Here is a 13,756-nt window from a genome sequence, read left to right as displayed (position 1 = left end):
TCGGCATGGCCTGTGTGCGGCCGTCTCAAAACCATCCGAAAGACCTGACCGTGTAGCCCGCCACCACCAGCGCGAGCAGGGCCAGGCCGGCCCAATCCCCGCCCAGCAACCCAGGGTCACCCCGTCCCTCGCCCAGGCGAGCCTTGGCGCGCTCACGCTGGATCAGGAACACCGGCACCGCCACGCTGACCGCGATGAACAACGAGGCCAGCACATACCACCACACGCCACGCAGGCGCAGGCGCCGGGCCTCGGCGATCATCCACACCCAGACCGCGAGGCTGAGCAAAGCGATGTCCACCGTGATGGACATGCTGGCCGGGTTGACCAGCGTGTCCTGCCAGAAGCGCAGGTTGGCGCCCACCAAGCCGAGCGACATGTAGCCCAGGTTGTGGCCCCAGGTGCCCAGCAGCGCCCACAGGGCGATCAAGGCGTAAGCCCAGCACAGCAGTTTTTGTCGTGGGCTCAAGGTCATGTCTTTCTCCATGTGATCATTGAACCGCGGACGCCTTGACATCGGGCGCCAATGCTGTGCCGATCCGGCCAATCTGTGCCTGAAACCCTCCTGCTTGCCGAGCTGTACAGCGCAGCGCAACACTCGTGTCGACGCGCTTGAGCGCCTTGGACAAGCAAGTGGCGCTTTACTGTGTGCTGGGGGGGATGCGTTGCCAAAGAAGCGGCAAGCCCAATGATGATGAGTGGAGGCGCGGTCCGGAGTCGAACCGGACTAACCGGATTTGCAATCCGGGGCATAACCGCTTTGCTACCGCGCCCTACAAAACCTGCGTGATTTTGTACAAAAAAAGGAAGCCAGTGGTTTCACGGGGCTTCCCTCTTGGTGACCCGCCGTTGGTGGGCAGATCGAAAGACTGGAGCGGGAAACGAGACTCGAACTCGCGACCTCAACCTTGGCAAGGTTGCGCTCTACCAACTGAGCTATTCCCGCATTGTTTGCAACTGCTCATTTTTTTAATTCGCAGTCATCAACCAAGACCGCAACTATACACTTTTTTTGGGCACGTTGGCAAACATGGCATCAAAGCGACGCGGCTGCGTCCATCAGTGCCTGGGGTGGGCCTTACACTCTGGGCCGTGCCCCGGTGGTGAAATTGGTAGACACTGCAGACTTAAAATCTGCCGCCTGCGCAAGCGGCGTACCGGTTCGATTCCGGTCCGGGGCACCACCGCTTTGGAACCCCTCTGAAAGACAACATGTCAAAGACAAGAAGCCGCCGCCTGCGCAAAAAGTTGCACGTCGGTGAATTCCAGCAACTGGGATTTCTGTTCGAAGCCGAACTGACCAAGAATGCAGACGACGAAGCCCTTGTTGACTCATTCCTGAGCGAGGTCATCGCCACGCGCAACTTGAGCTTTGGGGGTTGGGCCACCGGTGGCGCCATTGACAAGCTTGGCCGTCAAAGCGTCACAGAAGACGATCGCTCGGCGGTGTTGGCGTGGCTCGCTGCCAGGACTGAAGTGATCTCGTTGTCGGCCACAGGCCTGGTCGACATGTGGTACTCCACGCCAGAAGCCCAACAGCGGACCCAGCTCAAAGGCTGAAAATCACCATTGGTTTTCCAGCCTGGCTTGCAAGGACTCGTTGACGAACGCCTTGCACCCGTCGATCACCCTTTGATCGTCACTCAAGGGACGGCAGTCAGCCATGTCATAGATGGCCTGCCTGCTGGCCGACTGCCATCCATGCGCGCAGGCTGCGGAACGGCATGCGCTGTCACGCTTGCTTCCCGCGATCACCGATGCTGCCTGCAACTCCGCGGGCTCTTCTGCCGGCTGTACCGTCGCGGCCAACGAAGCCAGGGAGATGACACCAGCATAGAGTCCGAGGGCATTCATGGCGTTCAAGCTCCTGTGCAAGGGGACGAATCAGCAATGGAATCATTGTTGATCTGGAACACCATGCTGGCCGTCAGACGCCCGATGCTTTGGCTGTAGGACAAGGCTGATGTCCACGCCCGCGACGCCTGAACCGGACCGACATCTTGTTGCAAAGCCCCACGCACAAACGGAGACAATCGGGCCTTTCAAAAACCCAACAGGCCATCTCAACGATGGAATCACGCATGAGCCAAGAGCAACACAAATCGCCGGACAAGCTGTCTGGCTGGGACACCACCGTCGAGACCGGCAAAGGCGTCAAGCTGCGCTTCCTCAGCCCCGGGACGAGGCCCGGTCAATACGAATCCGGCCCCTGGGTGACACTCACCGCCAAGCAATGCCAAGCCCTGGCCGAAGAGCTCCTGCAAGAGTCCAAGAAGGTCTAGCTAACCCTGGGCAGGCTGGTTCACCGTGCTGACCGCCTTGCCAGTCGGCGGCTTCAGCCAGCGTGCTTGCCGCCCCAGCCGGATTGCCGGCAGCTCCACGCACCGGTGCAACAGCACCGATGCGCCCACCGTGGCCGGCAGTGCCACCAGCACGGCCACCGCCACCGTGGGCAACCAGCCCAACTGCAGCGGCTTGACGCACACCCAGGTCACCCCTTGCAGAATGGGCATGTGGATCAGGTAGGTCGCGTAGGAATGATCACCCAGCCAGCGCGCCGGCCGTGATTCAAAGCCCCATGCAAAGACCTGGCGCACCCAGCGGCTGACCACGTCGGGCGGACGCCCCTCCAGCAAGAGCATGGACACGAAAGCCACCCAGGCCAGCACCGGGCCCAGGCCCGAGGTTTTCATCAGCAAGCCCGCCGCCAGCATCAACAAGGCCAGTGGATACGATCGCAAACCCGTGCCCGCCTTGAGCAGCAGGCGCGTGGCAATGCCCACCCCAAAGTAAAGCGCCGCCCCTGGCAACACGCTGGGCAGCATGAATTCGCCGAACACGCCGCGGGAGTACAGCGAGTAAGCCCACAGCGCCGAGCCCGCCAGCAGCACCTGCCCCGCGCGGTGCGTGGCCAGCGCCACCACCAGGGGCGCCACCAGGTAGAACTGCCATTCCAGCGACAAGCTCCAGGCCGGCCCCAGGAACATGTACTGCGACTCGTAGAGCACCTGGCTTGAAATGGCCCCATGCAGCATCGACAGGTGTGCCGCCAGGTGCCAGAACCCATCGCCACTGGCCAAACTTTCCGACTGCCTGAGCATGCGGTCCGTGGCCGGTGACCACTCGTCCCACGGCGGCACCAGGAAAGCATCGAAGGCCAAGCAGGTGCCCGCGATGCCGGCCAGCAGCGCCACGAAGTAGACCGGGTAGATCCGCAGGAAGCGCCGCACGATGTAGGGCCCATAGGGCTCGCGGCGCTCCAGGATCAGGTGGGTGATGACGAAGCCGCTGAGGATGGTGAACACCATGACGGCGCCATCCGCCAACTGGCCCAGCGGCTTGGCCAGCCAGGGCAGCAGTTGTCCCAGGCCCGTGAACGAGGCGAGGTGACTGAACACCACCGTCCACGCCAGCCAGGCCCTGAGCCCTTCCAGTCCGCCAAACCGCCGCATCGTCCTGCCCTCTGGCCAAAAGGTCCGAGTCTAAAGTCAGCGGCTCGGCCCGATCTTTGCAGATTCGGGTTTACCATGACCCCACCTCTGTCCCCCGCATCAACCTCGGTTCACCCCATGCACGACACCAGCCCAGCCAAGCCGCCTCTCTCCAGAATCCATTTGATCGGAGGCGAGAAAGGCGGGGTCGGCAAGTCGATGGTCTCGCGCCTGCTGGCCCAGTACTTCATCGACCAGCAGTGGCCCTTCGTGGGCTTCGACACCGACCGCTCCCATGGCGCCCTGCTTCGCTTCTACGCCGGCTTTGCCTCCCCGGTGCTGATCGACCGCTACGAGGCCCTGGACCACATCGTCGAAGCCGCCATCGAGCAGCCTGGCCAACGGGTGCTGGTGGACCTGGCCGCGCAAACCCACGAACCCCTGGTCAAATGGATGGAAGAGTCGGGCGTGCTGGACATGGCCGCCGATTCCGGTTTCGCGCTCACGTACTGGCACGTGATGGATTCGGGCCGCGACTCGGTCGATCTGCTGACCCGCCTGCTCGACCGCTTCGGCGACCGGCTGAACTACGTGCTGGTGCGCAACCAGTTGCGGGGCGATGACTTCGGCCAGCTCGAAAAATCAGGCCAGCAGGACCGCGCACTGGCCCTGGGCGCCAAGGTGATCTCGGTCAAGCACCTGCACGACAACGTGGCGCAGAAAATTGACGCGAACAACGTCAGCTTCTGGGCCGCCAAGCATGGTGGTGACGCCAGTGGATTGGGCCTGATGGAACGCCAGCGCCTGAAGACCTGGCTGCAACACGCCTACGCCGAGTTGGCCAAAGCCGAGGCCTGAAAAAAATCAGGCCGGCTTGATCTGGGCCGCCGCCATGGTCTGCGTGCCCACGATGATCATGCGCACCATGGTCACGAGTTGCGCGGTCAACTCGCCGTGCTTCTCAGCCGGGATGTCCAGGGCCGACGCGCCCATGGCGAACACCAAGCGCGTGATGGCCTTGGCCGTGAGCGCAGGCTCGAACAACGCCGTCTTGTTGGCCACCGACAAGCGGATCAGGTCCAGGCGAAGCTCGTCCTCGAAAAAGCTCAGTTCGCGTTCGACCGCCTGCTTGTAAGCATCGGAGCCCACCGTGCCCTCGCACAGCAGGATGTGCAGCAGCTTGTCGTCCGAGCGCAGTTGCTCCATGAAGGCATGGATCGAGCCGGCGACCACGCTTTGCTCGGAGGTGGCCCGGTGCCTCGCCTCGCCGATGATCTGACGCAGCGAACGGCCCGCCCGGTCGATCAAGGCCACGGCCAACTCGTCCATGTCCCGGAACTGCCGGTAGAAGCTGTTGGGGGCAATGCCCGCCTCGCGCGCCACCTCGCGCAGGCTCAAGGTCGACACGCTGCGGTGCGGCCCGATCAACTTGAGCGCCGCCGCGATGATGTCCTCGCGCGAAATCACGGCCTTTCGCCCCAGATGAACAGCGGAAGAAGGCAGGACGCCAGCAGGGTCGTTCAACAGGTCAAGGGTGGAGTCCACAGGGGTCATCACGCGTTGCAGGGGTTGCCCATCATAGGGGAAACATTAATATACACTCGTATAGACAAATGTTCCAGAATAAATACAATGCAGGCAGACCCTGTTTTTGGAGACCCTGTGAGCGCCCGTTCCCAAGACAACCCCCTCGGCCGACTGATCGCCCCCCTGGTCAAACCTTCGGTGTTTGACTTCTGGGCCGGCCACATCAACTCCGCCTGGTCATGGGAACGTCCCTTGGCGCGGGTCGTGGCTCGGCGCATCGAAGCCCAAGGCACCGTCACACTCGACTTGAAGGCCAACCGCCATTGCGGCGCCATCCAGCCCGGGCAGCACGTCAACATCAGCGCGGAGGTCAATGGACGCCGCGTCACCCGCAGCTACAGCCCCACCCATGTTTCCCGCTCTGGCAAGCGTCTTTCGATCACCGTCAAGCAAGTCGAGGGCGGCAAGCTCAGCAACCACCTGGGCCACCATGCCCGGGTGGGCGACGCGCTCGAAATCGGCCCGGCTTTTGGGGAGATGGGCCTGAAGAACGGCCCGGCAGCGCAAGACGGCCCTTTGCTGTTCCTGGCGGCCGGCAGCGGCATCACGCCCTTGATCTGCTTGACCCGCGCCCTCGACCAGGCAGGCTTTCCGCAATCGCTCACCCTCGTCTACTGGGCCCGCACCCGTGCCGAGCTGTGTTTCATGGCCGAACTGCGTGCCCTGGCCGCACGCCAGCCCCGCTTCCAGGTGCATTTCGTGCTCACACAAGAAACGCAGCGCCTGAGCGGCGAACACGCCGAACGCCTGAACGCCGAGTTGCTGACCACCCTGGTGCCCGATCTGGCTCAACGCCGTGTTCACGCCTGCGGTCCCGCCGGTTTCGTCGACACCGCCCGGCGTTTGAGCCTGGGCCAGGCCCGCGCCTTCTTGGGCGAGGCTTTTACCCCGCCACCCGCCTTGGCCACCAGCGACGCCACCGGCACCGTGCAGATCAAACTGGCACTCAGCGGTCGCACTCTGGAAGTGCCCGCCGGCGAGGCCTTGCTGCCCGCCCTGGAAGCCCAGGGCTTGCGCCTGCCTTCGGGTTGCCGCATGGGCATCTGCAACACCTGCTCTTGCCCCAAGCAAAGCGGCACCACGCAAAACCTGCACACGGGCGACCGGGAGGACGTGCCCACTTCGGCCTTGCGCCTGTGCGTCAGCCGTGCCTGCACCGACCTCACGCTCGACCTCTGAATTCACCTTGAAGCACCGATCAGCATGACTTCCAGCACATCCCTCAGCCGCCAACTCAATGACGAAGAACTGGCCCATTTCGGCGCCGAGATCGATGCCCTGCGCGCCCGCACCGCGGCCGACCTGGGCGAGCGTGACGCGCGCTACATCCGCCGCGTGGTCAAGCTGGTCAACTACCTGGAAGCCGCAGGCCGCATCACGCTGATGGCTGGCTTGTTCCCACCCGCTTTCGTGCTGGGCACACTGATGCTCGGTGTGTCCAAGATCATCGAGAACATGGAAGTGGGCCACAACGTCATGCATGGCCAGTACGACTGGATGGGCGATCCGAGCCTGACGGGCAAGACCTACGAGTGGGACATCGTCGGCACCTCCGACAACTGGCGCAAGACGCACAACTTCCGCCACCACACCTACACCAATGTGCACGGCATGGACGATGACATCGGCTACGGCCTGTTGCGCCTGTTCCCCGAGCAGAAGTGGAGCCCCTTCTTCCTGTTCCAGCCCTTGATCGCGGTGATCTTCGCACTGCTGTTCCAGTGGGGCGTGGCCATCCAGGACTTGCGCCTGGGCCGCTACTTCAAGGGCAAGATGACGGGCCAGCAACTGGGCGAAAACTTCAAACCCGTGGGCAAGAAGATGCGTTACCAGCTGCTCAAGGATTTCGTGATCTTCCCGCTGCTGGCGGGTCCCTTCTTCTTGCCGGTGATCTTGGGCAACCTGATCGCCAACGGCATGCGCAATGTGTGGACCTACACCATCATCTTCTGCGGCCACTTCACCACCGATGTGGAAACTTTTCCACGCAGCATCGTGAAGAACGAAACACGTGGCCACTGGTATGCGCGCCAGATCAAGGGCTCGTCCAACCTCAAGGGTGGCAAGTTGCTGAACCTGATGTCGGGCAACCTGAGCTTCCAGATCGAGCACCACCTGTTTCCCGACCTGCCCGCCAACCGCTATGCCGAGATGGCGCCTGAAGTCCAGGCCATCTGTGCGCGTTATGGCCAGCACTACAACACGGGCTCATTGCCGCGCCACATGGGCCAGGTGGCATGGCGCATCCTGCGCCATGCATGGCCCAGCCGCCCCAAGCAGGCCTTGCCCCATGGCGAACTCGCCATTGAACAGGCCTGAAGGGACGAACGGGACCTCAATCCCAGTAATTGCGAGAGTTCCAATAGCTGTGGATCTGCTCGCCAAGCCCGTCGAACTCCGCATTCGAGGGCCAATGGTCGTGGTCAAAGCCAGGCGCATTCTTGAAACGCTCGGCCGACGCGTCCATCACGAAGCATTCACGCTGTGGGTCAAGCGTCAAGGCCGACCAGGGCAAGGCGAACAGTTTTTCGCCCAGGCCAAGAAAGCCACCTGAAGCCATGACGGCATAAGCGATTCGCCCCCGGGGAACGTCCAGCATGATGTCGGCGACTTTGCCGAGGGTTTCGCCTTGCAGGTTGATGACGCGGTCGCCCGTGAGCGTGTCGGCCGTCATCAGCCGGGGGCCTGGGCCACTGCCCGCCGAATAGGTGGGGCTGGCATTCGTGGTTTGGGTGCGGGGTGATGAGATGGGGTTCATGAGAATCTCCTTCAGGAAAAAAGTTTGTAATTTTTGCCAAGCCAACATGCTTGGCCATCAAAGCGGTGGAGCACCGAAATACGAGTGCAGGTCCTCCACCCATTGAGGATCGGCCCCTTGTTGAGGCCACTGCCCTTGGTCGAGCGATGGCGCCTGGGCCAATTTGTCCAGCGACATGTCCATCACGAAACACTTGCGCACGGGATCCAAGGTCAAGGACGGCCAAGGAACGACGAACAAACGGTCGGGCACGCCGAACATGCCCCCGTTGGCCATCAGCACATGCGCAATCTGGCCTGTTCTCACATCCACCGTGATGTCCTGGACAGTGCCCAGCAACTGGTTCTGGAGGTTGACCACCTTGTCGCCTTCCAGCGTGGCCGCCGTCATGAGGCGGGGCCCGGGGCCAGCGTGGTGCGAGGAAGAAGAGGACGTTGAGGCGGAGGTGAACATGGCAGTGCTTCGAGGTTGTGACCTCTTTGGGGCGGCAAGCCCCATGCCCAAAGTCAGCAGGACTGACCGGTATCCCGTTTGCTGGGATGAAGGTGAATATTTCTTCAGGAGATCGCCATGAACATCCCAGACCGACTCTGGCCAGCCGGCCCGGTGGACCTGCCACCTGAAGCCGGCAACCTCACCGCCTCGCGTTACGAGCCCGATGACAACTGGCTGCGTCAAGCCAATGCCGAGTACCAGAAAGCAGCGCTCTGGCGCTGGTTCGCCACGCATTTGGAAGATCCACGCGATGCGGTGCCTCACAGCACTGGCAGCGACGACTACCTGTGGGGCGACGACGAACCGGTGTTGGCCGACCAAGCCTTGAACGAACGCTTCGCCTCAGTGGTGCCACCCGCCGTGGTCCGCGAAGTATTGGGGGCCATTCAAAGCGAAGTGGGCAATGAATGGGCCAACAAACGGCTGGACAAGGCGGGCGGCTGACCTCAAAGGGCGAGGCTCACTTGCCGCCCTTGGACGATCCGCTGGATTTGCCTTGATCGCTCAAGTCTCCACCGACCTCACTGCCGGCAGCGGCCCCGGACGATGCGCGGATGTCGCCATTGCCCTGGCCCTGCCCCTGGCGTCGCGAACGCCAGTCGTTGAAATCGTTGGAGAAGTTTTGGTACCGCTCCTGGTGCCACTGACGGTAGTCTTCATCGAAGCTGCGAAGCTGCTCTTCGCGCCATTGCTGGTAATGCGGGTCGTGGTGTGGCTGGTTGAACTGGGGGTTCGAACGCGACCCCACCTCAAAGGCCCCCAGGCCCGAATAGTCGCCGCTGCCAAAGCCGGTTGCGCCGAAGCCACGGGCCCCATAGCGATGGCGTCCCTGGTGCTCCGACGGGTCCCAGCCTTGCTGATTCTGGAAATAAGCAGTGCTGCGGTACGGGTCTCCAGCAGCACCATGGTGGTCGGTGAACTGGCGTTCGTAGTAGTCGCTCCCGCCTGGCAGGCGGTTTTGGTTCGAGTCGGGCCCCCATTGGCGCTCAGGTACCTGCTGGCCAAAGCGCTGCCCCTGGTCCTGGGGGTACTGATTGCCGTAAGGGTTGCCCAATGATCCACCAGATGGCGCCGAGCCATATTGGGAGCCGCCGCCGCTGTATTGGCTGTGCTGGTCTTGACGACCAACCTGCTGGTCCCAATTGGACCGGCCACCCACTTGCTGCTGGCCATCAGAGCCAAAGCTCTGGTTTCGGAAACCTTCGTCGTTGCGTCGTTGCTGAGTCATGGTCTTGTCCTTTCGTTCCTCTGCTGGTTTGGAAGCAACCGACCTGGCTCTTGGAGGGCGGAAGGCCGGCCAGAAAATCCGGCAATCCCTGTTCCCGCAGAAGCAAGCGACCTTGGTCCCCAGTGCGACTCATCGTGGCTGAGCTGGTCCTTTTCCAGTGCCGGGCAACAACCCATCCTTGCCAGAAGTTTGGGAGGTCTTGGAAGGGATGGGTGGCCGCTTGCCCGTGGTCGGCTCCTGCGTCGCATCGATTTCGGTGAGGTTCGAATCAGGCGCGCCGGTGCCGCGGTCAACCGCGGTGCCATCGTTGTTCTTCACACCCGGGCCGTGGCCCACGCTGACCGAACCGCCAAAGTGGATGCCGCCAGCGGGCAACTCGCCAAGCGGCTTGTCCGGGCAACGCAAAGGCTTGCGCCTGGGCAAGCGCAGCGCAGGGGTGTCCAAGGCTGGCAACGGCGGGAAAGCCGGTGCGTGGGGAACGAAGGAAATCGAAGAGGACGTGTTCATGAAGGCAACCCCGTGCATGGCGTGAAGGAGCTGAATTTCAGCAATGCACGTTCCCACCGTGGCTTGGCGCCACGCCTTCATCCAGTCACTTCCTTCAGGAATGCCGTTTGCAGCGTGGTTGTATCCCTCGCACGACGAGCACCCACGAAAGGATCGCCATGAAGAACACCCACGCGCAACAAAGGGAATCGGCCAGGCTGGATGGCAAGAACGCCAAGCCTCACGAGAAGGTTCCCACTTACCAGGAGTTGCTTGACGAAGCACTCGATGAAACATTCCCGGCCAGCGACCCCATTTCGCCCAGCGCCGCCATGTCGGCGGAAAAGAGGATCGCCAAAGGCACCGAGGACGTGGACTGGCATCTTCAGCCAGGGGCCTGTCAGCCGCCCGTGTGCAAGGACGACAAGGCGCCCCCCGCGAAGAGGCCGGCCTCGCCCAAGCATTGAGGGCTTTTTCAGGACACCTGCTCGGGCGCTGGCGTGGACAGGCGCAGCTCGTCGACGGTGTAGCCCTCCTTGGTCAGCGCCTCGCGGATCCATGGAGGCTGGGAGCCTTCGCCATTCCAGGTTTCACCCGTGCGGGGATGCTGGTATTTGGGCCCCGCCGGAGGTGGGGGTGGCTCTGCTTTGCGAACGATCGTGGTGGACTCTTCGATGCCCAATTCGTCGGGCGATATTTGCCAGAAATCGAGGAGTTTTTTGATCGAGCGCAGTACTGCTTCTTGTTCTGCGGTCAACATGGTTTTCTCAGGATGGAATCACGTCTATGGTGTTCTCTGGGTATTCAAACATCGAATTGAAAATCGATCCGGGTAATTATTCACGCAGTTTCAGCAAGCGGTCAATTTCAGCAAATAACTGAACCACGTTCAGGGGTTTGGTCAAGTAAACATCGAAGCCGGCCCGCAACGCACGGGCCACGTCGCTGGGCATGGCATTGGCGCTCAGTGCGACCAGGGGAATGTGCTGGGTCGCGGGATCGTTCTTCAAGCGCCGGCACAGCTCAATCCCGTCGATGCCCGGCAAATTGATGTCGATCACCGCCAGATCGGGAGGCTGGGCCTTCGCCATGGCCAGGCCTTGCAGTCCGTCGGTGGCCACCTCGACGCGGTAGCCTTCGCGCAAGGCCATCACGCCTGTGAACAACTCGACGTTGGACGGATTATCCTCGACGTACAGCAAATGGCTTTCGGCCATCACCCCTGGCAAGGAAAGGGATTGCCCATCGACCATGGCGAGGCTCTCGGACACGCCCGCCGGTGGAACGGCGGCCTGGAGGTGCACCCGGAACATGGAGCCCTGTCCCGGGGCCGATTCCACCGTCATGGTGCCACCCATCAGCTCGACCAACCGGCGTGTGATCACCAGCCCAATGCCCGTGCCCTGAATCACCTCACCGTCGGTTTCGAAACGCGTGAAAGGCTGGAACAGTCGCTCCAGTTGCTGCGGTGTGAGCCCCCGCCCGGTGTCGCTCACCACCAGCACCACCTGCCCTGCCGCCTTGCCTTGCTCCAGGGTGACCGTCACCGAGCCCTGGTAACGGTTGTACTTGACCCCGTTGGACAGCAGGTTGCTCAACACCTGCTTGAGCCGTTTGCGGTCGGCCAGCACCCAGCTGGCCTGGACATGGGTGCACCGATTGAGCAGCGCCACGTTGCGCTCCTCGGCCACGGGCCTGACCATTTCCAGGGTCTCTTCGATCACCAGGTTAAGGTCGATGGACTCCATCGAAGTTCCGACCGCGCCCGCCTCGATGCTGGCCAGGTCCAGCACCTCGTTGATCAGTTCCAGCAGGTGCCAGCCCGCGGCCTCGATCTGACGCACCTTGTGCAGGTCGGCCTCGCTCAACATCGGCCTGGCCAGGGTCAGCAACTGGGCAAAGCCCAGGATGGCGTTCAGGGGCGTTCGCAACTCATGGCTCATGCCGGACAGGAACTCGCTTTTGGCACGGCTGGCGTGCTCGGCGTCTTCCTTGGCCTGTTGCAGCTCGGTGGTGCGCAGTTGCACGCGCCGCTCCAACTCTTCGTTGGCGGCCCGCAATTCCTGCTCGGCAGAGATGTAGCGGGTGACGTCGTTGATGACGGTCATGCCCGCGTAAGGGGCATCCTCACCTTCGCGGAACAAGGGTGAGACATTCACCGAACCCCAGATGCTCGTGCCATCGCTGCGCAGGATGCGGATCAGTTCGCCGCGCACGGGCTCGCCAGTGGCCATCATGCGCTGGAAAGGCAACTCGTTGGGGCCGTATTCGCTGCCGTCGGGCCGGAACTGCCGGATGCCATAGCGCACCGGGTCGCCAGAGGCGGTGACGGCCGTGGCCTGCTCTCGGGTCACGCCATACAAGGCCAAGGCTGAGTCATTGAAGTCGAGCAGTTGCAGGTTGCGCGCGCGCACCACCATGCCTTCGGCCAGGGTGTCGATCAACAAGCGCAGGTAGGATTCCTTTTCCTTCAAGGACTTGACCTGGCCTCGCACCGCCTGGGCCATGAGGTTGAAGCTGTCGGACAACTGGCCCAGTTCATCGTCCCGGCGCTTGGACAGCGTGCGCGGCGCATCGCCCGCCTCGATGGCGGCCGTCGCCATCCGCAAATGCCGCAACGGCCGGGTGATCTGGCGCCGCACGATCCAGGCCAGCAACAGCAATTCGGCCATCAGGGCCAATGCGCCCAGCAGAACCACGTTGCGCGCCGCGTTGGTGGCCACCTTGTCCACCACCTCGCGGGGGTACACGGTCACCGTGTACCAATTGGGCCCGTTGATGCGCGCGATGCCCAGCACCATCGGCGGATCGACCGACTCCTTCACGACGGGCCCTTTGTCCACCTGCCGGACCTGGCGGTAGATTTCCGTCAGCACCGGGTCCTGCAAGGCATTGACCTGGAGTTCGCCATGCGATGCCTTGATCTTGTCCATCAGCCGAGGGTGCGCGATGAGTTCACCACGCGAGGTCAGGATCATGCTGTAGGCCCCCTCGGTAGACGGCCGGATGGTTCGGGCGATCAACTCGTCGATGACCAGGTCCTGGCTGGCCAGGCCGACCCATTGGCCATCCAGGTCGATCGGGGTCACGGCCGACACCATCCAGGCGCGGGCCTTGTCGTCGAAGTAGAGGTCCGTCCAGGTGCTGAGACGCCTGGGGTTGTGCTCCGGCATCGCGACACGCGTGGGCGGGTAGTTGAAATCGCTGGTGTCCTTGTCCACCAGCTTGCCCCAGTTCACGCTGGGCGAGTACATGATGATGCCCTGGCCCGGCAAGGTGATGTAGGCCGAGTAATAGCGCTGTGTCAGCAAGGGGCCCCATTCGCGCAGCAACTCGAAAGAGGTGAGCACCTGGCGACGCAAGGCGGCATCCTCCCGGGCCCCGACCAGCAAGCCCACGCTGGGCAGGTGCCGGTGGTCATCGCGGTCTGCGCGGATGCGGGTGACGCCATCGTCGCCTTTCACGAACCACGCATCGAACTCGCTTTTCGGGTCGGTCTGGCCCATCGTCCGCAGACGCCCAAGCCAGGCATCGCGCAGACGCAGGGTGTTGTCTTGTGCGAGCTGAAAAGGCTGGGCGTCGAGTTCGGCACGCGCCGCCACCACCTGTTGCAGGTTCCTCGAGGTGGACTCGCGAACATCGCGCACGGTGGCCCGGTGAATGAGGGCGGTCGTCAGGCCCGTGGCGGCGGCCATCAACAGTCCCACCTGCAACAGCACCCGACTCGAAAGACTCAAGCTCATGTCGATCCGACGCTCCGACTGAAGGTCA

Annotated in this window: 17 protein-coding genes and 3 tRNA genes; 8 read left to right on the top strand and 12 right to left on the bottom strand. The window is 62.7% G+C overall.

All coding sequences use genetic code 11. From position 1 onward, the window contains the following. Positions 1-25: 25 nt before the first annotated feature. From ACREB4_RS15380 to ACREB4_RS15370, 3 genes are all read right to left on the bottom strand, one after another. Positions 26-475 carry a DUF2834 domain-containing protein gene (locus tag ACREB4_RS15380; RefSeq protein ID WP_431589107.1) on the bottom strand — a complete coding sequence of 150 codons (450 nt, stop codon included), beginning with the start codon at positions 473-475 and terminating at the stop codon, positions 26-28. A gap of 224 nt (positions 476-699) precedes the next feature. Beyond that, positions 700-773 (bottom strand) — tRNA-Cys (locus ACREB4_RS15375). A 97-nt stretch (positions 774-870) separates the two neighbouring features. Continuing rightward, positions 871-946: transfer RNA gene (locus ACREB4_RS15370), tRNA-Gly, on the bottom strand. A gap of 148 nt (positions 947-1,094) precedes the next feature. Between ACREB4_RS15370 and ACREB4_RS15365 the strand changes: the two genes are divergently transcribed. Further along, positions 1,095-1,184 (top strand) — tRNA-Leu (locus tag ACREB4_RS15365). Between the two features lie 28 nt (positions 1,185-1,212). After that, complete coding sequence (locus ACREB4_RS15360; RefSeq protein WP_431589106.1) at positions 1,213-1,560, top strand: YggL family protein; 348 nt, start codon at positions 1,213-1,215, stop codon at positions 1,558-1,560. A gap of 3 nt (positions 1,561-1,563) precedes the next feature. On the opposite strand, the gene ACREB4_RS15355 is transcribed toward ACREB4_RS15360, so the two are convergent. Further along, complete coding sequence (locus ACREB4_RS15355) at positions 1,564-1,854, bottom strand: hypothetical protein (RefSeq protein WP_431589105.1); 291 nt, start codon at positions 1,852-1,854, stop codon at positions 1,564-1,566. A 227-nt stretch (positions 1,855-2,081) separates the two neighbouring features. Here ACREB4_RS15355 and ACREB4_RS15350 point away from each other — a divergent pair, with 227 nt between their 5' ends. Further along, a complete protein-coding gene (locus ACREB4_RS15350; protein ID WP_431589104.1) occupies positions 2,082-2,282 on the top strand; it encodes a hypothetical protein in 201 nt (66 codons plus the stop codon). Here ACREB4_RS15350 and ACREB4_RS15345 read toward each other — a convergent pair whose 3' ends face one another. Then, entirely contained in the window at positions 2,283-3,398 is a 1,116-nt protein-coding gene (locus tag ACREB4_RS15345; protein ID WP_431589103.1) for an acyltransferase family protein, read from the bottom strand. It abuts the gene before it with no gap. A gap of 171 nt (positions 3,399-3,569) precedes the next feature. Here ACREB4_RS15345 and ACREB4_RS15340 point away from each other — a divergent pair, with 171 nt between their 5' ends. Beyond that, the gene (locus tag ACREB4_RS15340; protein ID WP_431589102.1) at positions 3,570-4,289 is read left to right on the top strand and encodes a mobilization protein; all 720 of its coding nucleotides are present in this window, start codon (positions 3,570-3,572) and stop codon (positions 4,287-4,289) included. Positions 4,290-4,295: 6 nt separating this feature from the next. Here ACREB4_RS15340 and fabR read toward each other — a convergent pair whose 3' ends face one another. Further along, complete coding sequence (gene fabR / locus ACREB4_RS15335; protein ID WP_431589101.1) at positions 4,296-4,985, bottom strand: HTH-type transcriptional repressor FabR; 690 nt, start codon at positions 4,983-4,985, stop codon at positions 4,296-4,298. Positions 4,986-5,093: 108 nt separating this feature from the next. Between fabR and ACREB4_RS15330 the strand changes: the two genes are divergently transcribed. Further along, positions 5,094-6,197, top strand: coding sequence for a ferredoxin reductase (locus ACREB4_RS15330; RefSeq protein ID WP_431589100.1), 1,104 nt, complete (start codon positions 5,094-5,096; stop codon positions 6,195-6,197). Positions 6,198-6,221: 24 nt separating this feature from the next. After that, entirely contained in the window at positions 6,222-7,337 is a 1,116-nt protein-coding gene (locus tag ACREB4_RS15325; RefSeq protein ID WP_431589099.1) for a fatty acid desaturase family protein, read from the top strand. Positions 7,338-7,353: 16 nt separating this feature from the next. Here ACREB4_RS15325 and ACREB4_RS15320 read toward each other — a convergent pair whose 3' ends face one another. Then, entirely contained in the window at positions 7,354-7,776 is a 423-nt protein-coding gene (locus ACREB4_RS15320; RefSeq protein ID WP_431589098.1) for a PRC-barrel domain-containing protein, read from the bottom strand. 57 nt (positions 7,777-7,833) lie between these two features. Then, complete coding sequence (locus ACREB4_RS15315) at positions 7,834-8,229, bottom strand: PRC-barrel domain-containing protein (RefSeq protein ID WP_431589097.1); 396 nt, start codon at positions 8,227-8,229, stop codon at positions 7,834-7,836. 117 nt (positions 8,230-8,346) lie between these two features. On the opposite strand from ACREB4_RS15315, the gene ACREB4_RS15310 reads away from it, so the two are divergent. Beyond that, positions 8,347-8,715, top strand: a complete 369-nt coding sequence (locus tag ACREB4_RS15310) for a hypothetical protein (RefSeq protein ID WP_431589096.1) — start codon at positions 8,347-8,349, stop codon at positions 8,713-8,715. Positions 8,716-8,731: 16 nt separating this feature from the next. On the opposite strand, the gene ACREB4_RS15305 is transcribed toward ACREB4_RS15310, so the two are convergent. Beyond that, positions 8,732-9,499 (bottom strand): hypothetical protein, encoded by a 768-nt coding sequence (locus ACREB4_RS15305; protein ID WP_431589095.1) that lies wholly within the window; start codon positions 9,497-9,499, stop codon positions 8,732-8,734. A gap of 129 nt (positions 9,500-9,628) precedes the next feature. Further along, entirely contained in the window at positions 9,629-10,006 is a 378-nt protein-coding gene (locus tag ACREB4_RS15300; RefSeq protein ID WP_431589094.1) for a hypothetical protein, read from the bottom strand. A 158-nt stretch (positions 10,007-10,164) separates the two neighbouring features. On the opposite strand from ACREB4_RS15300, the gene ACREB4_RS15295 reads away from it, so the two are divergent. After that, a complete protein-coding gene (locus tag ACREB4_RS15295) occupies positions 10,165-10,452 on the top strand; it encodes a hypothetical protein (protein WP_431589093.1) in 288 nt (95 codons plus the stop codon). 8 nt (positions 10,453-10,460) lie between these two features. Here the strand turns inward: ACREB4_RS15295 and ACREB4_RS15290 are convergent, their stop codons facing one another. Together ACREB4_RS15290 and ACREB4_RS15285 are read right to left on the bottom strand one after the other, a co-directional pair. After that, positions 10,461-10,745, bottom strand: a complete 285-nt coding sequence (locus tag ACREB4_RS15290) for an H-NS family nucleoid-associated regulatory protein (protein WP_431589092.1) — start codon at positions 10,743-10,745, stop codon at positions 10,461-10,463. Between the two features lie 76 nt (positions 10,746-10,821). Further along, entirely contained in the window at positions 10,822-13,728 is a 2,907-nt protein-coding gene (locus ACREB4_RS15285; RefSeq protein WP_431589091.1) for an ATP-binding protein, read from the bottom strand. Between the last annotated feature and the right edge of the window lie 28 nt (positions 13,729-13,756).

This window comes from Aquabacterium sp. (genome assembly GCF_050725395.1).
Classification (GTDB): domain Bacteria; phylum Pseudomonadota; class Gammaproteobacteria; order Burkholderiales; family Burkholderiaceae_C; genus Aquabacterium.
Note: the sequence above shows the minus strand (reverse complement) of the source record. Positions and strands in the feature narration are given on the sequence as shown.